This window comes from Aeromicrobium sp. WCS2018Hpa-31, from assembly GCF_031843905.1.
Lineage (GTDB): Bacteria > Actinomycetota > Actinomycetes > Propionibacteriales > Nocardioidaceae > Aeromicrobium.
Map to the genome: position 1 here is coordinate 48424 of NZ_JAVTJF010000002.1, position 19276 is coordinate 67699.

The following is a 19276-nucleotide window of genomic DNA, read 5'->3' on the forward strand; positions in this document are numbered from 1 at the left end:
TGGGTAAGCGCTTGCTTAATCGTCACGATACGCGCTGCACCCGACACCCTGCCAGGTGCCGGGTCCCACGGCTCGACGAACGAGGGCCCCCGGGCCCGGCTCGCTCAGCCCTTCTGGCGGCGCGCGGCGGCAGCGCGCAGGGGCCCGACGAGGCGGGGTCCGGCCAGTCGACGCTCGAGCCGACGCGCCTCCCGCCCGAGCGGCTGGGCCACGTACTGGCCGAGGAGCACACCGGACGCGAGCGCCACGGCGACGCCGCCGGCGGTGATCATCCAGAGCAGGCCGAGCAGGTTCTCGCCCGCCAGCAGTGACAGGGCCCGGAAGATGGACAGACCCGGCAGCAGCGGCACGATGCACGAGACGACCACCACGAGCGGCGGCACCCGGAACCGGCGGGCGACGGAGTAGCCCACGAAGCCGACGGCGAACGCGGCCACGCCGGCGGCGGCCGGCCGGCCGACGTCGGCCTGGGTGAGCGCGGCGTAGGCGCCCGAGGTGACGGCGGCGAGCAGACCGATGGGCACCACGATGCGCTTGGGCGAGTATGCCGAGAGGGCGAAGGCGGCGGCGGTCAGGCCGGCCCCCGCCATCACCTGGGGCAGCTGCGAGAGCCCGGACGCCCCCGGGTCCAGGGCGAAGTCGACCCCCAGCCACTCGCCGACCTGCAGACCGGCGGAGACGCCGACGATGATGCCGACGGTCGCGATCATCACCTCCATGATCCGGGCGTTGGCGGTGATCGAGAAGCCGGTGAGCGCGTCCTGGATGGCACCGATGAAGCCGAGTCCGGCGAGCAGCATGATGATCGCCGCCGTCACGACCAGGGACGGGTTGACCTCGGCGGGCGTCGCGGCCACGGCCACCGCGATGAGCGTGGCAAGGAGTGCCCCGGCCACCTGGGAGTAGAAGAAGGGCAGCCGCAGACGTTCGATCCGTCGCTGCAGCACCTCGATCGCAGCACCCGCGACCCCGGCCACGGCCAGCACGATCCAGTCGCCGCCCAGCAGGAGCGCCACGCCCGCGCCGGTGAGGCCCCAGCTGGCCGTGATCGCCCAGCGCGGCCGCGGGTGGCCGGTGGAGGCGATCCGAGCCACGCGGGACGCGGCCTCCTCGCGGTCGATCTCGCCGGTGAGCAGCGCGTTGACGAGCAGGTCGACGGCGGTCAGGTCGGCGTAGTCGACCTCGCGGTGGGTCACGTGCCGGCGCATGACGATCGGCAGGTCGTCCACGCTCTCCTGGTGGCTCAGCGTGAGCGACGTGAAGGTCACGTCGACCAGCGTCTGCCGCAGTCCGAGGTGATGGGTCACCGAGGCCATCGTGGCGGTCACGTCGGCCGCACCCGCACCGTTGGACAGCAGCATCTCGCCGATCCTCAGGGCGAGGTCGAGCGTGCGCTGCACGTCCTTGGAGTCCGTCACGCGGACCATGGTGCCGGGTGGGGCAGCGAGCCTCCAAGGGTGTCCGGATCGCGAGTGGTGAAGGCAAGGCCCGGACCTCGGTATCCTCCCCTGCAGGAGGATCCTCGACATGGCGGAACAGGTAGACGACGGGCTCGACGAACGGCTGGCGGCGATGGCCCGCGAGCTGGCCACCCAGCCCACCGCGGAACGCACCGCCGAGCGCCTGACGTCGTTGGCGCTCGAGCTGGTCCGCGGCGCCTCCGACGCGGGTGTCTCGCTGGTCCGTGCTCGGGGCCGCATCGAGACCGTGGCCCCCACCAGCGAGCTCGTCGCCCGGGCCGACGACCTCCAGCACACGCTGCACGAGGGGCCGTGCGTCGACGCTCTGCACGCCGACGAGGTGGATGCACCCGACCTCACCACCGAGGAGCGCTGGCCGCGGTGGCGTCCCGAGGTGGTCGAGGCCGGTGTCCGGGCCATGTTCTGCGTGCAGCTGAACCTCGACGACCGCGGCCTCGGTGCCCTGAACCTCTACGGCACCTCCGTCGACGCGTTCGACGAGGCCGACCGCGAGGCAGCCCGTCACCTCGCGAGCCACGCCGCCATCGCCATCGCGTCGTCGCAGGAGCGGGCGTCGCTGCAGGAGGCCCTCGCCAGCCGCACGGTGATCGGTCAGGCCGAGGGCATCCTCATGGAGCGCTTCGGCGTGGACGCCGACCAGGCCTTCGCGGTGCTCGTGCGCTACTCGCAGCACCACAACGTGAAGCTGGCGAAGGTCGCACACGAGCTGGTCGACACGCGGAACCTGCCGGGCATCGGCTGACCGTCAGGCCTCCCAGGACCCCTCGTCCGGCAGGTCGCCCTCCTCGACCAGCCGACGCGCGACGTCGCGAAGCTTGACGTTGTGGTGCTGCGAGTGGCGCACGAGCACCTGGAAGGCGGCGTCGACCGTCAGCCCGTAGCGCTCCACGAGCACGCCGACGGCGATGCCGATGTCGCCGCGAGCGTCGAGGGCGCGGCGCAGTCCGTCGCGGTCGTGCGCGACGCCGATCGCCACGGAGGCGAGACCGCCCAGCTCGGTGGCGCGCAGGCACGCCTCGTCGTCGAACGCGTCCGGGTCCTCGGCGTAGAGGTCGAGCCGGCCGGGCTCGCCGCTGCGGCTGGACAACGGCACCACGACGACCGACCGGTGGCCCAGCGTCGCGACCTCGCGACCCCAGTCGCGCCAGCGCGGTTCATCGGCGGTGTCCCGGACGTGGACGTGGCCGGCGGGGCCGACGTCGGCGAGCGAGGAACCGGCTCCTGGGCCTCCCGGGAGACGGAGCGCCTCCATCGCCTGGGAGGACGTCGCCGCGATGGCCGGTCGACCCGAGGCGACCGGCACCGTCACGGCGGCGGCATCGCACGGGACCACGGCGAGCGCGAGCGAGGCGATGCGGTGCGCGACCGACTCGGTGGGCGGTGGCTGGACGCGGAAGGCCGAGGACGCCGAGGGGCTTTGCCCGGCGGTCGTGGAGCCCGAGGCCTCGGGCGAGGACGGCGACGGGGGTGGAGCAGGACGGGTCAGCGCGACCACCTCCTGGTGCGTGAGGTCGTCGGCTGCTGCTCAACCGAGGGGTAGCGAACCACATCGGTGTGGTCCGACCCACGCCGGGTCACTCCTCGTCGATGAGACCCTCGCTCCGCGCCTCGCGGACGATGCGTCGGAGGTTGTCCAGTCGTCCGCAGTCCGCGTCGATCTGCTCGTTGCGCTCCGTCGCGAAGGCCTCGCCGAGCTTCGCGAGGACCTCGGGACCGAGCTCCTCGCGCGCCGGGTTGAGGATGGTCAGCTCCTCCTCGGTGAGGTGGTGGCTGACGAGCCGGGTCAGCTCCTCGACGGCGTCGTCGAACTTCTGCGTGTCGGTGGCGGCGCACTCCATGACCGCGAGCAGGGCCTCGTTGCCCTCGGCGTGCTCGTGCTCGCCGTGGTCGGCCTCGTGGGCGTCGACGGCGCGCCGCTTCTTCAGCTGCGGGTACACGTGGCGCTCCTCGGCCTCCGCGTGCGCGACGTGCAGGGCCGAGAACGCCTGGCGCACGGCGTCGCGGTCCGACGCGGTGCTGCGCAGCTGGCGCAGCAGGTCCTCGAAGCGGCGGTGGTCGTCGAGGATCAGCTCGATGACGTCGCCCGAGACGGGCCGGCCCAGGTCGATGGTGGTGGAGGAGGTCATGGCGCGAGCGTAGGCACCCGCGATCGGTCGCGCACGTCGGTGCATGACGCGCCCGGTCCTGGGTACGTCGCGCCCATGACGACCCGAATCGGACTGGAACAGGGCCGACGATCGGCCCTGGTGCTGAGCATCGCTCATGCCGAGGACGTGGCACACCTGCGGGACCTCGAGGACGACCCCGCCACGGACGCCGTGCTGTGCCTGGTGCCGGCCGCTGTCGAGCCGGACGCCGAGGTGCAGTCCCTCTGGCACCGCGTGGCGGAGCGCCGCTTCGTCGTGGTGCTGCGGTACTCCACGGGGCCCGACGCCCAGGCTCGTCGCGCGGGCGGGGAGCTGGCCGCTCCCGGCGTCCTGGCCGCCATCTCCCGGGTGGCGGCGTGGACGACCGCGCAGGACGTGCCGGGTCTGCGGCTCATGGTCCTGGAGCCCGCCACGCCCGACGGCGCGAGCGCGGTCCTCGAGGACGAGCCCGAGATGCAAGGTCTGACGATCCAAGCGAACGTCGACGTGTGCACGACAACGGAAGGAATCACCATGACCATCGCTCCTGACGACCCGTTCGCCGTTCCCCAGCCGGACGCGGACCCCGCATCCGACCCGGGAGCCGAGCCCGACGTGCAGCCGATCGAGCCCGACGACCCGGACGACGTGCCCGAGGTCCCCCTCGAGCCGACGCCGGCCCCCGACGAGACGGGGATCCGATGAGTGACGGCTTCCCCGCCCAGCAGCAGGACCCGCCCGGCAGCACGGGGGCGATGGACCCCCAGCCGGACCACGGCGAGGAGTCCTACGTCGGCCACGGCCGCCTGGAGGGCAAGGTCGCCCTGGTGACCGGCGGTGACTCCGGCATCGGCCGCGCCGTTGCGATCGCCTACGCCCGCGAGGGCGCCGACGTCGCCTTCACGCACCTGCCCGACGAGAGCGACGACGCGGCCGAGACCGGCCGCCTGGTCGCCGAGGCGGGCCGTCGCGTGCTGGCCCTGGAGGCCGACCTGCGCGACCGCTCGGCGTGCGACGACGTGGTCGCCCAGACCGTCGGAGAGCTCGGCGGTCTCGACGTGCTGGTGAACAACGCCGGGTATCAGATGGCGCGCGAGGAAGGCATCGAGGCGCTGACCGACGAGAACCTCGACCGCGTGCTGAAGACGAACCTCTACGCCGCGTTCTGGCTGACCCGTGCGGCAGTGCCGCACCTGCGTGAGCGCGGGGGCAACGTCATCAACAACACGTCGATCCAGGCCTACGAGCCGTCGACGTCGTTGCTGGACTACGCCTCCACCAAGGCGGCGCTCAACAACCTGACCGTGAACCTGGCCGCCGAGCTCGGGGCCGACGGCATCCGCGTGAACGCGGTGGCGCCCGGCCCCATCTGGACGCCGCTGCAACCCGCCACCCAGCCGGCGGAGAAGATCGAGCAGTTCGGCTCCGACACCCCGTTGGGACGCGCGGGCCAGCCGGCCGAGGTGGCGCCTGCCTTCGTGTTCCTGGCGTCGGAGCGCGACGCGAGCTACGTGTCCGGCACGGTGCTGGGCGTGACGGGCGGCAAGCCGGTCTTCTGACCGGACGGTGCCACGATCGAACCAGAGAACCGAACGACAGGAGGTGCGCCATGCCGGCAGGCAAGGACGCGAGCGACGAGCCGTCGCTGAAGAACCCCGAGATGTACGAGGCGCTCCGGGACGACGGAGCCTCGAAGGAGAAGGCCGCCCGGATCTCCAACGCGGCCGCCCGCGACGGCGAGAAGACCGTCGGCAAGCGCGGAGGCGAGTCCGGCTCCTACGAGGACTGGACGGTCGACGACCTGCGCGGCCGGGCCAAGGAGCTCGGTCTCGAAGGCTACTCGGACCTGCGCAAGGACGAGCTGATCGAGAAGCTGCGCAACCACTGAGGGACGCCGTCCACCCTGCGGGGGTGGGAACGGCTGGAAGACTGTCGGCATGACCGACGGAGAGTCCTCCAGCGCCGTGCCCGCCCCCGGGAGCGGGCCGCCACCGCTGAGCGACCTCGCCGCGGCCGTCCTGGTGTTCGGATCGTCCGCCGCGGTGCTGGTGGTCGAGATCGTCGCGCTGCGGCTGCTCGCGCCGTACCTCGGCCTCACCCTCGAGACGTCGACCACGGTCATCGGTCTGGCCCTGGCGGCCATCGCGGCGGGCTCGTGGGCCGGTGGCAGGGCCGCCGACACGATCGACCCGCGCCGGGCCCTCGCGCCGCTGCTCGCGATCTCGGGCGTCGTCATCGCCGCCACGCCGTTCGCGGTGCGCAGCGTGGCCGATCCCGAGTCCGTGGGGCTGCTGTACCTGGTGGCCGCCGCGACGATCGTGGTGCCGGGCGCCCTCCTCTCGGCAGTGACGCCGATGGTGACCAAGCTGCTGCTGCGCACCCTCGACGAGACCGGGACGGTCGTCGGTCGCCTCTCGGGCATCGGCACCGTGGGCGCCATCGTCGGCACCGTGCTGACGGGCTTCGTGCTCATCTCGCACGTCCGGGTGAGCGTGATCCTGGTCGGCCTCGGGGTGCTCCTGGCCGTGGCCGCCGCCGTGCTGGAGCTGCGTCTGCGCGGGCCGGGCTTCGGCCTGCTCGCCGTCGGCGGCGCGGTGCTCGTCGGTGGCACCGCGGCCCTGGCGCCCGGCGGCTGCGAGGTCGAGACCACCTATCACTGCGCGTCGGTGGAGCCGGGGGGATCCACCCCCGACGGCCGCCTGCTCGTGCTCGACGGCCTGCGCCACTCCTTCGTGGACCTCTCTGACCCCGAGTACCTCGAGTTCGCCTACACCCGCGGCTATGCCGCCGTGATCGACGCGATGTTCCCGACGCCGGAGCCGCTGGCCGCGCACCACCTGGGCGCCGGTGGCGTGACGATGCCCCGGTGGCTGGCCTCGACGCGCCCGGGCACCACGAGCGTGGTCTCGGAGATCGACGGCGGCGTGGTGCAGCTCGACCGCGACGAGCTGGGGCTCGAGACCAGCGACGCCCTGCAGGTGCGGGTCGAGGACGCCCGGCTCGGGCTGCGCGACGTCGAGCCCGGCAGCCTCGACCTCGTGGTCGGTGACGCCTTCGGCGGCGTGAGCGTGCCGTGGCACCTGACCACCCGCGAGATGGCCGAGGAGGTGCACGAGGCCCTCGACGACGACGGCGTCTACGTGCTCAACGTGATCGACCACGGCTCGCTGGACTTCGCCCGCGCAGAGGTGCGGACCGTCCAGGAGCGCTGGCCGCACGTGGCGGTGCTCGGCTGGCCGGCCGACGGCCCCGGACCGGGCGGCGGCAACATCGTGGTGGCGGCGTCGGAGCGACCGGTCGACGTCGATGCGGTGCGCGCCGGACTGGGTGAGCGCCAGGTGGGGTGGGAGGTCACCGACGGTGACGACCTCGACGCCTGGGTCGGGAACGCGGCCGAGCTGACGGACGACTACGCCCCGGTCGACCAGCTGCTCACCCCCTGACCTTCGCCGAGCGGGTCCTCGCTGCCGCCGGACCTTCCCGTGCGGCTGTGCTCTCGCCGGCTGCTGCGTCGCTGTGGCTGCGAGTCGGGGTGGTCTCCGAAAGGGCCTCAACCGGAGCGGGGGTTCTCGGCCCGGCTGGGTCTGCGGGGCGCGGCCACGATTCTCCCTCTGTGCGGGATCCACGCACGATTCTTCCTTCGTGTGGACCGTGCCTCGCGAAGGAAGAATCGTGGCGACAAAAGGGCGCCTTCCAGGCAGGGATGCTCCCTTCGTGTGGAACGGTCCACGAGAAGGGAGAAGGCTTGCCCTCCTTGCCCTCCTTGCCCTACTTGCCCGCCTCGGGTCGACCCATCGGCCCGACCCTCGGTGTGCGCGCCCGTCAGGCCGCGACGTCACCCACCTCGCGACGCAGCCGCCCCAGCAGGGCCGACAAGCGCCGTGAGACCTGCATCTGGCTGATGCCGAGCCGGGTCGCGATCTCGCGCTGGGGCAGCTCGTCGACGAAGCGCCACGCGAGCAGGCGTCGGTCGTCGTCGGACAGCGTGGTCCGCAGCGACCGCACGGTCAGCCAGGCGTCGACCCGGTCGAAGCCGTCGTCCGCTCGAGCCGTGGCGCCCGTGCCGTCCTGGAGGGCGTCCGCCGTGAAGCAGCTGCCGGCGGCCAGAGCCTCGCGCACGTCGGCGACACCCACGCCGAGCTGGGCGGCGATCCCCTCGGGGTCCTCCGTCCAGGAGGCTCCGACGACGGTCTCCGCTGCGATGCGCGCCTGCAGCTCCTGCAGTCGGCGCGGTGGTCGCACGCTCCAGGCGTGGTCGCGGAAGTAGCGCTTGATCTCGCCGCGGATGGTGCTGGCCGCGTAGGGCGCGAAGTCTCCGCGATCAGGGTCGAAGCGGTCCGCCGCCTTGACGAGTGCGAGACGGGCGACCTGGAGCAGGTCGTCGTCCTCGACGCCGCGGCCGCGGTAGAGGCGAGCCAGATGCGCCGCGAGCGGCAGATGATCCTGGATGAGCGAGCCCGTGCGCATGGTCTGAGCCATGTCGACCTCCCGAGTCGGGGCGACGACGGCTGCTGCTCAACCTGAGATCCAGCCTGGACCGGCCTTCGGGGATCCGCAACCCGGCGGTTCGTGCAGCCCACGAGCGGGTACGTCCTGTGCGTGGACACCCCAGGACAGACCGCCCCCGCCCCGACCGCGCACCCGACCGTGCGGACCGTGCCGTTCGGTCCCCTGTCGATCGACGTCGACGACACCGTGCTGCTGCCGCGACCATGGACGTACGCCCAGTCGCGATGGGCGGCCGAGCTGCTGACCTCCCTCCCCGAGGGTGACGTGCTCGAGCTGTGCTCCGGGGCCGGCCAGATCGGCCTCGCGGCGGTCCACGGCACCGGACGTCGACTGGTGATGGTCGACGCGGCTCCCCGAGCCTGCGAGCTCGCCCGCGTGAACGCCGAGCGCGTGACCGAGGACGTGGAGGTCCGCGAAGGTCAGTTCGACGCCGTGCTCGGTGAGGACGAGCGGTTCGTCCTGGTCGTCGCGGATCCGCCGTGGGTGCCGACGCAGCGGGTGGGTGAGCATCCCGCCGACCCGCTCTGGGCGATCGACGGCGGGATCGACGGACTCGAGGTGGCCCGCCGATGCGTCCGGGTGGCGGCCAAGCACCTGGAGCCGACCGGACGGCTCCTCCTCCAGCTCGGCAGCCGGGAGCAGGTGGAGCTGCTGGAACGCCCCTTCACCTGGGTGGGCCTCGAGGTGGTCGAGGTGCGCGAGGAGGGACAGGAAGGATCGAGCGGCGTGGTGGCGCTCGTGGCGCCCACGCCCCGTTCGAGTTGAAGGACCCGCCGAACCGTGGTTCCGTGGGGGACAGGTTGAGTCAGCAGCCGATCTCGTTCGACGAGAGGCATGTGCATGACCACCACCCTCCCCGCCCCCACCGCCAGCGCGGTCCAGGATCCCGACGTCGCCACCGGTGAGCGTCTGCGACGAGCGGCCGAGGCGCCCGCCGACCGACGTCGCGAGCTGCAGAACGACGTCGTGGCCGACTACATCCCCATGGCAGGCCGCCTGGCGCGCCGGTACCGCGGCCGCGGCATCGCCGACGACGACCTCGACCAGGTGGCGCGCCTCGGCCTCGTGAAGGCGATCCGCCGCTTCGACCCCGAACGCCGCTCCTTCGCCGCCTACGCCGTGCCCACGGTCCTGGGCGAGCTGCGACGACACTTCCGTGACCGCGGCTGGACCATCCGGCCGGTGCGCTCGCTCCAGGAGCTGCAGATGTCGGTGTCGGCTGCCAGGGACGAGCTCCGCAGCACCGGCACCCACGAGCCGAGCGCCGAGGACGTCGCCGAGCGCCTCGGGATCGGCGTGGCCGAGGTCCGCGAGGCCGACGCCGCGCACGACGCCTTCGCGCCCCGGTCGCTCGACGTGCCGTCGCCCGCCGACGGCACCTTCGCGCACGAGCGGATCGGAGCGGTCGATCCCGGACACGAGGCGGTCGACCGGCTCCAGACGGCGATGCCGGCGCTGCGCTCCCTCGACGAGCAGGACCGTCGGCTGCTGCACATGCGCTTCGTCGAGGACCGGACCCAGCGCGACATCGGCGCCGAGCTCGGGGTCTCGCAGATGCAGGTCTCGCGCCGGTTGACGGCAGTGCTGCAGCGGGTGCGCGAGCGCATCGGACCGCTCGACGGCTGACCCCTCGGCGAGGCGCCGGGTTCCACGGTGCGTCGTCGAGGTGTGAGGCAGGCCGATCGAGGGTAGTCCTGGGACATGAGCACCTTCGGAAGCAGCCCCCAGTCCGGTCCCGGGACCAACGACCACGCACCGGTCGACCCCGCGACGTCGCCCGACACCGAGCCCGACGCCGACCTTCCCCCGACGGAGCCGTCGCTCGACGCCTCCGAGCTGGAGGACGACGAGAACGGTGGCGAGGAGGGCGACGACGCGTCGTCCTGACCTGGACGGGGCGGCCGGGGCGGGGTGGACCCCCACCCGGCCGTCGGTCAGCGCACGAGCGCCCGGGCCGCTGCCTGGGTGTGAGCCTGCTCGAGCCGGTCCTGCTGCGACTCGGCCTGGGCGACGAGGTCCTCCAGCTCGGCGCGGTCCAGCGCCGGGTGGACGTCGACGACCGACAGCAGCGCCTGCCAGCCGGCGCGCTTGCCCGCGACCGCCGTGCGCATCGCCTCGAGCTCGACGAGGTCGGTCATGTCGGTGCGCTGCGTCAGGGAGCCGTTCGGCTTCAGCCGCCCGAGGCGTTCGCCGGCCTGGGCCGCGAGCGTGAGCGCCTTGGACTCGCCGACACCGAGGTCGTCGGCCATGCGGCGCAACCGGCGTCGCTCGTCCACGAGCTCGCCGTGGATCGTGCGCACCGTGTTCCCGATCTCGGGATCGAGCTGCGCGTCGGCGCTGCGGTCGAACAGGTCGATGCCCGCGGCCGAGCCTGCGAGGTGCGTGTGCACGTGGTGGGCGATCGGTGATCCGCCCGGCACGATCGCGGAGATGGGGGAGGGCATGGGTGCTCCTTCGGGGCGGGCGTGGTCCCGCTCGTGGTCGAGGTCTGTGCCCAGCATGTACCCGCTCCCGGCCGGACCATGCCGCGCATGGTCTCGCGCCCGGCGGGTACGCGTCGGAGGAACACCACCGACGCGAGGAGGACGACCGTGAGAGCAGTGACGTGGCAGGGCCGACGTGACATCCAGGTGCAGGACGTGCCGGACCCTCGCATCGAGGATCCGGGCGACGTCGTGCTCAAGGTCACCAGGACCGGTCTGTGCGGCTCCGACCTGCACCTGTACGAGGTGATGGGTCCCTTCATGAACGCCGGTGACGTGCTGGGGCACGAGACCATGGGCGAGGTGGTGGAGGTCGGCAGCGACATCACCAACCTCGAGGTCGGCGACCGCGTCGTCGTGCCGTTCCAGATCTCGTGTGGCCAGTGCTTCATGTGTCGCAAGGGGCTGCAGACGCAGTGCGAGACCACCCAGGTGCGCTCGCACGGCACGGGAGCAGCCCTGTTCGGCTACAGCGAGCTGTACGGCAGCGTTCCTGGCGGTCAGGCCGAGTACCTGCGCGTGCCGCACGCGGACTACGGCGCCATCAAGGTGGGTCCCGACCTGCCCGACGAGCGCTACGTCTACCTGTCCGACGTGATGCCCACGGCGTGGCAGGCCGTCCGGTACGCCGACGTGCACGAGGGCGACACGCTCGCCGTCGTCGGACTCGGCCCGATCGGCGACATGGCCGCCCGTCTCGCGCTGCAGCAGGGCATCCGGGTCATCGGCATCGACCTGGTGCCCGAGCGGCTCGAGCGCGCCCGCGAGCGGGGCGTCGAGACCCTGCACGTGGAGGACGACGACGTCGTGGAGACGGTCTTCGAGCTCACGTCGGGTCGTGGCGCGGACGGCGTGATCGACGCCGTCGGCATGGAGGCGCACGGATCGCCGGCCCCGTCGGCCCTGCAGAAGGCCGTCGGCCTCCTCCCGGACGGCCTGGCGAAGCAGGCCATGACCTCGGCCAGCGTCGACCGGCTGGCCGCGCTGCACCTGTCCACCCAGCTGGTGCGCCGCGGCGGCACGGTCTCGCTGTCGGGCGTCTACACGGGCACGCACGACCCGATGCCCATGCAGCAGCTCTTCGACCGCCAGGTGACGCTGCGGATGGGACAGGCCAACGTGAAGAGGTGGGTCGACGACCTGATGCCGCTCGCGGAGCGCGCCGACGACCCGCTGGGCCTCGAGTCCTTCGCCACCCACCGGTTGGCTCTGGAGGACGCGCCGCGCGCGTACGACATCTTCCAGCGCAAGGACGACGGCGCCGTCAAGGTCGTCTTCGACCCCAGCCTCTGAGGGACGCGCGCGGCCGGCTCCCCCTCACGGGTGGGGGCCGGCCGCGGCACGTCGGGCGATCAGCTTGTGCGTCCCGTCGCACCAGGGGCCGCGCGCCGTGGCGTCGCAGCGGCACAGGGCGACCACCGGCCGCTGGGCCTGCACCGCCGTCCCGTCGGGCGCCACGACGAAGCCGAGGTCGCGCACCAGGCGAGGGCCGGCCTGCGCCCCGCGGATCATCGCCTCCCTGCGGTCGCTCATGCCGGCACCGGCGCGCCGAGGAGGTCGACGGCGCAGCGTTCCTCGACGAAGACGCACACGAAGGCGCCGAACCCCACCTCGTCCTCGAGCTGCGGGTCCCCACCGGTCTCCAGCTCGCAGAGCGTGCGGGCCAGGTGCTCGTGCACCGCGTCGGCCTCGACGTGCTCGTCGTAGTAGAGCGCGACCGTCTCGTCGAAGCCGAGACGGCGCAGGCCGTGCACCATGTCGGCGCTCGGGAGCGAGCTGGTGGCCTCGAAGGCCGCCAGGTGGCCCAGGGCCGCGTGCCGCAGACGTCGGTGCAGGCACAGCAGCGACATCGCGTTGCTGAGCGTCAACGTCTCCTCGGACGCCTCGTCGACGTAGGCGCCGTAGGTCGGGTCGAGCCCTGCCGCCTCCATCGCCCGCTCGAACAGGTGCGCGTGCAGACGGTCCGCCTGCCCGTCGCCGAGCTCGTCGTACTGCAGCTCGGCCAGCCCGGCCTTCGCGGCGTTCCCGAGCCGCGGCAGCACGAAGCACTGCGGGTCGGCCTCCTTGAGGTGGTAGATGCTGCGCTGGACGAGGATGCGGCGGACGTCGTCGGCATCGGCGCTCTCGCGGACGAAGCGGGCGACGCCGGGGACGTCGCCGTCGGCCTCGACGAGGCCGGCGAGGTCGCGGGGGCCGGTCGAGGTCGCGAACGCCTCGCGCAACCAGGCCTCGAGGTCACGACCCAGACGGTTCCGCAGCCTCAGCACCTCCGGCGACCACTCCAGGTCCGGGTCGACGCCGTCGAAGCCGCGGTACGCGAGCTCGTACAGCGTCCAGAGCGCGAGGGCGTGGTCACGGGTGGTCGGTGCCGGTGCGTCCAGGAGGTCGGGAAGCGGGCGCAGCGTGGTCAGGTGGTCGTGCACGGCCTGGCTGACCGGGCCGCACGGCGTGGGGATCCTCATGACCCTGACGTACCCCGGGTAGGTGCCGCCACACGTGAGGTTTGACTCGGTGCGCACCGGGTACGTGGGAGGTGGGTGACGCGGCCCCGGCCCGCCTCACGCAGTGCGGGGCCGGGCCGCGCCGCCCCTGCTCCGCCCCTGTTCCGCACAGCCGGCCTCGACGAACGACGCCTCTGGCGTGGGCCCCGTCCTCTAGAGTCTCCTCGGACCCCGAGGAGGCACGATGAGCGACTGGCAGCCCGACATGCTGGGCGAGGGCTACGAGCAGCGCACGTTCGAGCTGGGCGACGACCCCGACGGCCAGGGCGAGGTGTTCGCCACGCTCGTGCGCCGCACCTGGACCGGATCGGCGGCCGCGGAGCGCGCCGTCCTCTATGTGCACGGCTTCAGCGACTACTTCTTCCAGAAGGAGCTTGCGGAGTTCTTCACCGACCGGGGCTTCGCGTTCTACGCGCTCGACCTGCGCAAGTGCGGCCGCTCGCGTCGGGAGGGCCAGACGGCTCACCACGTCACCGACCTCGCCCTCTACGACGCCGAGCTGGACCGCGCCCTGGCCGTGGTGCGCGAGGAGGTGCCCGGGGGTCCGGTGCTGCTGTCGGGCCACTCCACGGGAGGGCTCGTGCTGCCGCTGTGGCTCCATCGTCTCAACCAGCGTCCCGGGGGCTCGCGCGGCGCGGGCATCAGCGGGCTGGTGCTCAACAGCCCATGGTTCGACCTGCAGGGCAAGCCGTGGATGCGGACGGTGGGCACGCTCGCCATCCGTGGCGTCGGACGGATCAAGCCGTTCGACGTGATGAAGCTGCCGCCGACCGACGCGTACGGCAGCAGCCTGCACGTCAGCGGACACGGCGAGTGGGACTACGACACCGTGCTCAAGCCGCTCGACGGCTTCCGCGTCACCTACGGGTGGCTCGGTGCGGTCCGGGCCGGACACGCGCGTCTGCACCGCGGCCTCGACGTCGGCGTGCCGTCGCTGGTGCTGCGCTCGGACAAGACCCGGTTCGCCCGCTCGTGGAGCGAGCAGGTCGACCGGGCCGACGCCGTGCTGGACGTCAAGCAGATCGCGCGGTGGGCCGGCTGCCTCGGCGACGCCGTGACGTCGTTGCCGATTCCCGACGCCCGCCACGACGTCTTCCTCTCGCTGAAGGAGCCGCGGGAGGCCGCCTACGACGCCGTCGACGCCTGGCTGCGAGCCACCGCGATCGTGTCGTCTGCGGGGGACGCCCCGGTGGGGTAGACCTGTCCCCGTGAGTGCCATGCCGATGTTCCCGCTCGGCACCGTGCTGCTGCCGGGCGGGCTGCTGCCGCTGCGGCTGTTCGAGCCGCGCTACCTGGAGATGCTGCAGGACGTGCTGCAGGCCGAGGAGCCCGAGATCGGCTTCGTCCTCATCGAGCGCGGCCACGAGGCCGGCGGCGGGGACGCGCGGTTCTCCACGGCCACGGTCGGGCGCATCGTCCAGGCCGAGCCGCGAGAGTCCGACGTCGGCATGGTGGTGCAGGGCGGACGCCGCGTCGAGGTGGAGGGCTGGCTTCCCGAGGACCCGTACCCGCGGGCCCGGGTGCGCGACCTCCCTGACCTGGTGCCCGACGTCGACCGCGCCGAGGTGGCCGCCGTGCACGACCGTGCGGTCGCCGCGTCGCTGCGTCTGGGCATCATGGCGCCGGAACCGCCTCCGCACGGTCTGCTCGCCGCCTGCTGGCACCTCGCGGACGCCTGCCCGCTCGGTCCCTACGACCGGCTCGCGCTGCTGCGCTCCACCCGCGCCCGTCAGCTCCTCGCCGCCGTCGACGACGCCTACGACCAGGCGGTCCAGATGCACGAGGCCTTCGGCCCGGGCAGCTAGGGCCTGCCTCTCCACGTCGTTCGAGCGACGCCGGTGGGTCGGGCAGGCTCCGGGTCCACCGAGGCCGTCCACGACGGCCTCGGTGATGTGGGCGCCATGTCCTAGGCTCAGGCGCGTGGATGCCCCTCTCGCCCTCTACCGCCGGTACCGTCCCGAGACGTTCGCCGAGGTGATCGGTCAGGAGCACGTCACCGACCCGCTGCGGCACGCGCTCGCGGCCAACCGGGTCAACCACGCCTACCTGTTCTCGGGGCCTCGTGGCTGCGGCAAGACCACCAGCGCCCGCATCCTCGCCCGCGCACTCAACTGCGAGCAGGCGCCGGTCTCGGACCCCTGCGGCGAGTGCCAGAGCTGCCGCGACCTCGCCCGGGGCGGGCCGGGCAGCGTCGACGTCATCGAGATCGACGCCGCCAGCCACGGTGGCGTCGACGACGCCCGCGACCTGCGCGAGCGGGCCTTCTTCGCGCCCATCAGCAGCCGCTACAAGGTCTACATCATCGACGAGGCGCACATGGTGAGCCCGCAGGGCTTCAACGCGCTGCTCAAGCTAGTCGAGGAGCCGCCGCCGCACCTCAAGTTCATCTTCGCCACCACCGAGCCCGACAAGGTCATCGGCACCATCCGGTCGCGCACCCACCACTACCCCTTCCGGCTCGTGCCGCCCAAGGCGCTGGGCGACTACCTGAACCAGCTGAGCGAGACCGAGGGCGTGCGGCTCGAGCCGGCGGCCCTGCCGCTCGTGGTGCGCGCCGGAGCCGGCTCCGTGCGCGACACCCTGAGCGTGCTCGACCAGCTCCTCGGCGGCGCCGGGCCCGAGGGCGTGACCTACGACCTCGCCGTCCAGCTGCTCGGCTACACCCCCGACTCGTTGCTCGACGAGGCCGTCGCAGCGTTCGGCGCGGGTGACGGGAGCACCGTGTTCGGCGTCGTCGACAAGATCATCGAGTCCGGTCAGGACCCGCGGCGCTTCGCCGAGGACCTGCTGCAGCGCCTGCGCGACCTCGTGGTGCTGCGCGCCGTGCCCGACGCGCTGGCCACCGGCCTGCTCGACGTCCCCGGCGACCGCGCCGAGCGGCTGCAGAGCCAGGCCACGTCGTTCGGCCCGGCCGACCTGACCCGCATGGCCGACCTCGTCAACGCGGCGCTCACCGAGTTCCGCGGTGCCACCGCACCCCGGCTTCTGCTCGAGCTGATGTGTGCCCGCATCCTCGTGCCGGCCTCCGACGCCTCAGGGGTCGTGGCCCGCGTCGACCGGCTCGAGAAGCGGCTCTCCATGGGCGGGGTCCCCGCCGCGTCGGCCGCCACGGGAGCCGACGCCCCGGCCGACGCCCAGCCGAGCGCGGCCGCCCCTGCGCCCGCTCAGCCTGCACCTGCCCAGCCCGTCCCCACGCAGGCTGCTCCGGCGCAGGCCGCCCCCACCCAGCAGACCGCTCCGGCACAGGCCGCCCCGGCCCGGCAGACGCCCGCCCCCGACCCGGCCCGGCCCCCCGTCGACGACGCGCCGCCCTGGGACGTCGAGGAGCCGCCGGAGCCGGATCATCAGCCACCCCCGCCGTCGGCGCCGCAGCAGCCCCCGCAGGAGGCGCCCCGTCGCTCGTCGCCCGATCAGGCGCGTCCCGCAGCGGCTCCGGCCCAGTCCCAGCCAGCCCAGTCCCAGCCGGCCCAGTCCCAGCCGGCCCGGTCCCAGCCGGCCCAGTCCCCGCCGTCGACCCGCGAGCCCGAGCCGGCCGCCGCCGAGGCCCAGCCGGCCTCGGCACCTGCCGGGGGGATGAGCGTGGCCGACGTGCGTCGGCTCTGGCCCGAGATCCTCGAGGTGGTCAAGGGCCTGCGTCGGTTCACCTGGATCATGCTCAGCCAGAACGCACAGGTGCAGGCGCTCGACGGAACCACCCTCACCATCGCCCTGGTCAACAGCGGCGCCCGCGACTCCTTCATGGCCAGCGGCTCCGCCGAGTACGTGCAGAAGGCGCTGCAGCAGGTGATCGGGGTGCAGTGGCGGATCGACGCCATCGTCGACCCCTCGGCCGACCCGCGGGCGGCGAGCAACCCCGCCCCGGCATCGCCCCAGGCTGCGGCTCCCACGCCGCCGGCCCAGGCCGCTCCGGCCGCCGGTGGCGACGCCGGCCGCGGCGTTGGCGCACCGGAGTCGGTGCGCCAGGCCATGCGCGAGCCGGCCTCGATGACCCCGCCGGAGGACCCCGACGCGTCCGCCCACCCCGACGACCCGGTGGTCGACCAGGGCACCGATCCCGAGCAGCTGCTCAGCCGGGAGCTGGGTGCCCGGGTGATCGATGAGATCGACCACGGCTGACGGTTCCGCCGACGGAGCCGCCCTGGTGGCACGTCGCCGCCGGCTCGACTTCGCCGACGACCCCCTTGCGGTCCTGCGGCGGCTGCGCGGCCGCGACCGGCTCGTGGGTCTGGTCGGCTCGTGGCACCAGGGCGACGCGCTCGTGGCGTGCGACCCGGTCCGTGTGCTCGACCCCGACGTCGACGACCCGTTCGACCTGCCCCTCCCGGTCGTCGTCGACGACGCCGGTGCCGGGTTCGGCGGTGGGTGGATCGGCCTGTGGGGCTACCGGTTGGGTGGCCGCGTGGAGCGGGTCCCGGAGCCGAGGTCGCGCCCCGTGCCGCGTCCCGACGCCCAGCTGGCGTTCTACGCCTGGGTGCTGCGGCGCACCCGCGGCACGTGGTGGCTCGAGTGGCTGGGCGACGTCGACGTCGCACCGGTGCTGGACCTGCTCGACGGACCGCCCCCGCCCCCGCGGGAGCACCGGGTGGGCGCGTTCACGCTCACGCCGTCGCCCGCCGAGCACGAGGCCGCCGTGGCGCGCGCCGTCGAGCACGTGCACGCGGGCGACCTGTTCCAGGTGAACCTGTGCGCCCGGCTGGGCGCCTCGCTCGAGGGCGATCCGCTCGACGTCTTCTGTGCCGGCGCCGAACGGCTCCGACCCGCCTACGGCGCCTACGTCGAGAGCCCGGACGGTGCCGTCCTGTCCTTCTCGCCGGAGCTGTTCCTGCGGCGCACCGGTCAGGAGGTGCTCACCTCGCCCATCAAGGGGACGGCGCCGCTGGGTCTCGACGCGCGCGAGGACGCCGCCACGGTCGGAGCGCTCGTGGCCTCGGCCAAGGACCGCGCCGAGAACGTCATGATCGTCGACCTCATGCGCAACGACCTCGGCCGGGTGAGCGCTCCCGGCAGCGTGCGGGTCCCCGCCCTCGTGCGTCCTGAACGGCATGCGGTGTGGCAGCTGGTGTCCGACGTCGTCGGCCGTCTCGCCCCCGGCGTCGGCGACGCCGAGCTGCTGCGAGCCACCTTCCCTCCGGGATCGGTCACCGGTGCCCCGAAGGTCCGGGCCATGGAGGTGGCCGCCGCGCTGGAGGCCACCGGCCGCGAGGCGTACACCGGCGCCATCGGGCACCTCAGCCCCCTGGCAGGTCTCGAGACCAACGTGGTCATCCGCACCGTCGAGGTGGCCGAGGGTCGCGCGTGGCTCGGCGTGGGCGGTGGCATCGTCGCCGACTCCGAGCCGGCGGCGGAGCTGGCCGAGGTGTTCGTGAAGGCCGCGCCGGTGGTCGCGGCGATCGGCGGCACGCTCACCGACGACGTGGCTCCCGCGGTCGGTCCCCGGCCCACCCCCGTGCACGGCTCGGTCGGGTCGGCCGCCGACGCACGCCGCGGCGTGTTCACCACCCTCCTCGTCCGCGACGGTCGCGCGGTCGACGTCGAGGCGCACCTGGCGCGGCTCGACGCGAGCGTGCGCTCCGTCTACGGCACCACCGTGCGCGAGGGTCTCGACGACGCGGTCGCCCGGCGGGCAGCGACCCTGGGCGCCGGGCGGCACCGGCTGCGGATCGAGGCCGTGCCGGCCGAGCCCGAGCGGGTCGGTGAGGACCCGGTGCCGGTGGGCGTCCGCCTGGTCGATGCCCCCCTCGTCGAGGCGCCAGCCACCTGGCGCCTGTCGCCCGTGGTCGTGCCGGGCGGCTGGGGAGCCGACAAGTGGGTCGACCGCGGCCCCCTCGACCTCTCCGCCGTCCCCTCGCTCGACGCTTCCGACGACGTGCTGGTGCTCGACGTCGACGGTTCCGTCCTCGAGGGCGGGCGCACCAACGTCTTCTGCGTCCTCGACGACGGGGTGCACACGCCGCCGCTCGACGGGCGCGTGCTGCCGGGCACGCAGCGGGCCCGGGTGGTCGACGCGCTGCTCGCCGCAGGCGTCCCGCTCCACCAGCGTCGGCTCACCACCACCGACCTGGCCGCTGCGTCCGAGGTCTTCGTCACCAACGCGCTGCGCGGGGCGGTCCCGGTGCGTGAGGTCGTCGGCGTCGGCACCTGGGAGGCGCCCGGTCCGGTGACCCGTCGGGTCGCCG

General features: G+C 73.4%; 19 protein-coding genes and 1 pseudogene. 13 read left to right on the forward strand and 7 right to left on the reverse strand.

The features are described from left to right. Positions 1-104: 104 nt before the first annotated feature. Positions 105-1427, reverse strand: coding sequence for a threonine/serine exporter family protein (locus RQG84_RS02170; protein ID WP_311208648.1), 1323 nt, complete (start codon positions 1425-1427; stop codon positions 105-107). Positions 1428-1527: 100 nt separating this feature from the next. Between RQG84_RS02170 and RQG84_RS02175 the strand changes: the two genes are divergently transcribed. Further along, a complete protein-coding gene (locus RQG84_RS02175) occupies positions 1528-2223 on the forward strand; it encodes a GAF and ANTAR domain-containing protein (RefSeq protein WP_311208649.1) in 696 nt (231 codons plus the stop codon). 3 nt (positions 2224-2226) lie between these two features. Here the strand turns inward: RQG84_RS02175 and RQG84_RS02180 are convergent, their stop codons facing one another. Together RQG84_RS02180 and RQG84_RS02185 are read right to left on the reverse strand one after the other, a co-directional pair. Next, complete coding sequence (locus RQG84_RS02180; protein WP_311208650.1) at positions 2227-2976, reverse strand: GAF and ANTAR domain-containing protein; 750 nt, start codon at positions 2974-2976, stop codon at positions 2227-2229. A 79-nt stretch (positions 2977-3055) separates the two neighbouring features. Further along, the gene (locus tag RQG84_RS02185) at positions 3056-3607 is read right to left on the reverse strand and encodes a hemerythrin domain-containing protein (protein ID WP_311208651.1); all 552 of its coding nucleotides are present in this window, start codon (positions 3605-3607) and stop codon (positions 3056-3058) included. Between the two features lie 75 nt (positions 3608-3682). Between RQG84_RS02185 and RQG84_RS02190 the strand changes: the two genes are divergently transcribed. Genes RQG84_RS02190 through RQG84_RS02205 form a run of 4 tightly spaced genes read left to right on the forward strand, consistent with a single transcriptional unit; the run spans position 3683 to position 7050 of the window. Beyond that, positions 3683-4312, forward strand: a complete 630-nt coding sequence (locus RQG84_RS02190) for a hypothetical protein (protein ID WP_311208652.1) — start codon at positions 3683-3685, stop codon at positions 4310-4312. Further along, positions 4309-5166 carry an SDR family oxidoreductase gene (locus RQG84_RS02195; protein WP_311208653.1) on the forward strand — a complete coding sequence of 286 codons (858 nt, stop codon included), beginning with the start codon at positions 4309-4311 and terminating at the stop codon, positions 5164-5166. The genes RQG84_RS02190 and RQG84_RS02195 overlap by 4 nt, the downstream gene beginning before the upstream one ends. Before the next feature lie 50 nt (positions 5167-5216). Further along, on the forward strand, positions 5217-5495 hold the full coding sequence (locus RQG84_RS02200) for a Rho termination factor N-terminal domain-containing protein (protein ID WP_311208654.1): 279 nt from the start codon (positions 5217-5219) through the stop codon (positions 5493-5495). 49 nt (positions 5496-5544) lie between these two features. Continuing rightward, positions 5545-7050, forward strand: a complete 1506-nt coding sequence (locus tag RQG84_RS02205) for a fused MFS/spermidine synthase (protein ID WP_311208655.1) — start codon at positions 5545-5547, stop codon at positions 7048-7050. A 379-nt stretch (positions 7051-7429) separates the two neighbouring features. Here RQG84_RS02205 and RQG84_RS02210 read toward each other — a convergent pair whose 3' ends face one another. Continuing rightward, on the reverse strand, positions 7430-8086 hold the full coding sequence (locus RQG84_RS02210) for a sigma-70 family RNA polymerase sigma factor (protein ID WP_311208656.1): 657 nt from the start codon (positions 8084-8086) through the stop codon (positions 7430-7432). Positions 8087-8263: 177 nt separating this feature from the next. Between RQG84_RS02210 and RQG84_RS02215 the strand changes: the two genes are divergently transcribed. From RQG84_RS02215 to RQG84_RS02225, 3 genes are all read left to right on the forward strand, one after another. Further along, on the forward strand, positions 8264-8881 hold the full coding sequence (locus RQG84_RS02215) for a class I SAM-dependent methyltransferase (protein ID WP_311208657.1): 618 nt from the start codon (positions 8264-8266) through the stop codon (positions 8879-8881). Positions 8882-8956: 75 nt separating this feature from the next. Further along, positions 8957-9742: a sigma-70 family RNA polymerase sigma factor gene (locus tag RQG84_RS02220; protein ID WP_311208658.1), complete on the forward strand. Its 786-nt coding sequence runs from the start codon at positions 8957-8959 to the stop codon at positions 9740-9742. A 75-nt stretch (positions 9743-9817) separates the two neighbouring features. Next, positions 9818-10003 (forward strand): hypothetical protein, encoded by a 186-nt coding sequence (locus tag RQG84_RS02225; protein WP_311208659.1) that lies wholly within the window; start codon positions 9818-9820, stop codon positions 10001-10003. A gap of 47 nt (positions 10004-10050) precedes the next feature. Here RQG84_RS02225 and RQG84_RS02230 read toward each other — a convergent pair whose 3' ends face one another. Next, on the reverse strand, positions 10051-10560 hold the full coding sequence (locus tag RQG84_RS02230; RefSeq protein ID WP_311208660.1) for a hypothetical protein: 510 nt from the start codon (positions 10558-10560) through the stop codon (positions 10051-10053). A 147-nt stretch (positions 10561-10707) separates the two neighbouring features. Between RQG84_RS02230 and RQG84_RS02235 the strand changes: the two genes are divergently transcribed. Then, positions 10708-11892 carry a zinc-dependent alcohol dehydrogenase gene (locus tag RQG84_RS02235; protein WP_311208661.1) on the forward strand — a complete coding sequence of 395 codons (1185 nt, stop codon included), beginning with the start codon at positions 10708-10710 and terminating at the stop codon, positions 11890-11892. A gap of 24 nt (positions 11893-11916) precedes the next feature. Here RQG84_RS02235 and RQG84_RS02240 read toward each other — a convergent pair whose 3' ends face one another. Beyond that, positions 11917-12132, reverse strand: a complete 216-nt coding sequence (locus RQG84_RS02240; RefSeq protein WP_056556415.1) for a CDGSH iron-sulfur domain-containing protein — start codon at positions 12130-12132, stop codon at positions 11917-11919. Then, positions 12129-13061, reverse strand: a complete 933-nt coding sequence (locus RQG84_RS02245; RefSeq protein WP_311208662.1) for an iron-containing redox enzyme family protein — start codon at positions 13059-13061, stop codon at positions 12129-12131. The genes RQG84_RS02240 and RQG84_RS02245 overlap by 4 nt, the downstream gene beginning before the upstream one ends. 223 nt (positions 13062-13284) lie before the next feature. Here RQG84_RS02245 and RQG84_RS02250 point away from each other — a divergent pair, with 223 nt between their 5' ends. The 4 genes and pseudogenes from RQG84_RS02250 to RQG84_RS02265 all read left to right on the forward strand — a co-directional run. Then, positions 13285-14298: an alpha/beta hydrolase gene (locus RQG84_RS02250; RefSeq protein WP_311208663.1), complete on the forward strand. Its 1014-nt coding sequence runs from the start codon at positions 13285-13287 to the stop codon at positions 14296-14298. A 19-nt stretch (positions 14299-14317) separates the two neighbouring features. Next, positions 14318-14905: an LON peptidase substrate-binding domain-containing protein gene (locus tag RQG84_RS02255; RefSeq protein ID WP_311208935.1), complete on the forward strand. Its 588-nt coding sequence runs from the start codon at positions 14318-14320 to the stop codon at positions 14903-14905. Between the two features lie 115 nt (positions 14906-15020). Next, positions 15021-17216, forward strand: coding sequence for a DNA polymerase III subunit gamma and tau (locus RQG84_RS02260; RefSeq protein WP_311208664.1), 2196 nt, complete (start codon positions 15021-15023; stop codon positions 17214-17216). Next, positions 17197-19212: pseudogene (locus tag RQG84_RS02265) on the forward strand (bifunctional anthranilate synthase component I family protein/class IV aminotransferase); the annotation flags it as partial. The gene RQG84_RS02260 and the pseudogene RQG84_RS02265, both read left to right, overlap by 20 nt. Positions 19213-19276 lie beyond the last annotated feature (64 nt).

Coding starts and splice junctions, on each gene's coding strand:
- RQG84_RS02170 (WP_311208648.1), bottom strand. CDS start 1,427: ATGGTCCGCGTGACGGACTCCAAGGACGTGCAGCGCACGCTCGACCTC.
- RQG84_RS02175 (WP_311208649.1), top strand. CDS start 1,528: ATGGCGGAACAGGTAGACGACGGGCTCGACGAACGGCTGGCGGCGATG.
- RQG84_RS02185 (WP_311208651.1), bottom strand. CDS start 3,607: ATGACCTCCTCCACCACCATCGACCTGGGCCGGCCCGTCTCGGGCGAC.
- RQG84_RS02190 (WP_311208652.1), top strand. CDS start 3,683: ATGACGACCCGAATCGGACTGGAACAGGGCCGACGATCGGCCCTGGTG.
- RQG84_RS02195 (WP_311208653.1), top strand. CDS start 4,309: ATGAGTGACGGCTTCCCCGCCCAGCAGCAGGACCCGCCCGGCAGCACG.
- RQG84_RS02200 (WP_311208654.1), top strand. CDS start 5,217: ATGCCGGCAGGCAAGGACGCGAGCGACGAGCCGTCGCTGAAGAACCCC.
- RQG84_RS02205 (WP_311208655.1), top strand. CDS start 5,545: ATGACCGACGGAGAGTCCTCCAGCGCCGTGCCCGCCCCCGGGAGCGGG.
- RQG84_RS02210 (WP_311208656.1), bottom strand. CDS start 8,086: ATGGCTCAGACCATGCGCACGGGCTCGCTCATCCAGGATCATCTGCCG.
- RQG84_RS02220 (WP_311208658.1), top strand. CDS start 8,957: ATGACCACCACCCTCCCCGCCCCCACCGCCAGCGCGGTCCAGGATCCC.
- RQG84_RS02225 (WP_311208659.1), top strand. CDS start 9,818: ATGAGCACCTTCGGAAGCAGCCCCCAGTCCGGTCCCGGGACCAACGAC.
- RQG84_RS02230 (WP_311208660.1), bottom strand. CDS start 10,560: ATGCCCTCCCCCATCTCCGCGATCGTGCCGGGCGGATCACCGATCGCC.
- RQG84_RS02240 (WP_056556415.1), bottom strand. CDS start 12,132: ATGAGCGACCGCAGGGAGGCGATGATCCGCGGGGCGCAGGCCGGCCCT.
- RQG84_RS02245 (WP_311208662.1), bottom strand. CDS start 13,061: ATGAGGATCCCCACGCCGTGCGGCCCGGTCAGCCAGGCCGTGCACGAC.
- RQG84_RS02250 (WP_311208663.1), top strand. CDS start 13,285: ATGAGCGACTGGCAGCCCGACATGCTGGGCGAGGGCTACGAGCAGCGC.
- RQG84_RS02255 (WP_311208935.1), top strand. CDS start 14,318: ATGCCGATGTTCCCGCTCGGCACCGTGCTGCTGCCGGGCGGGCTGCTG.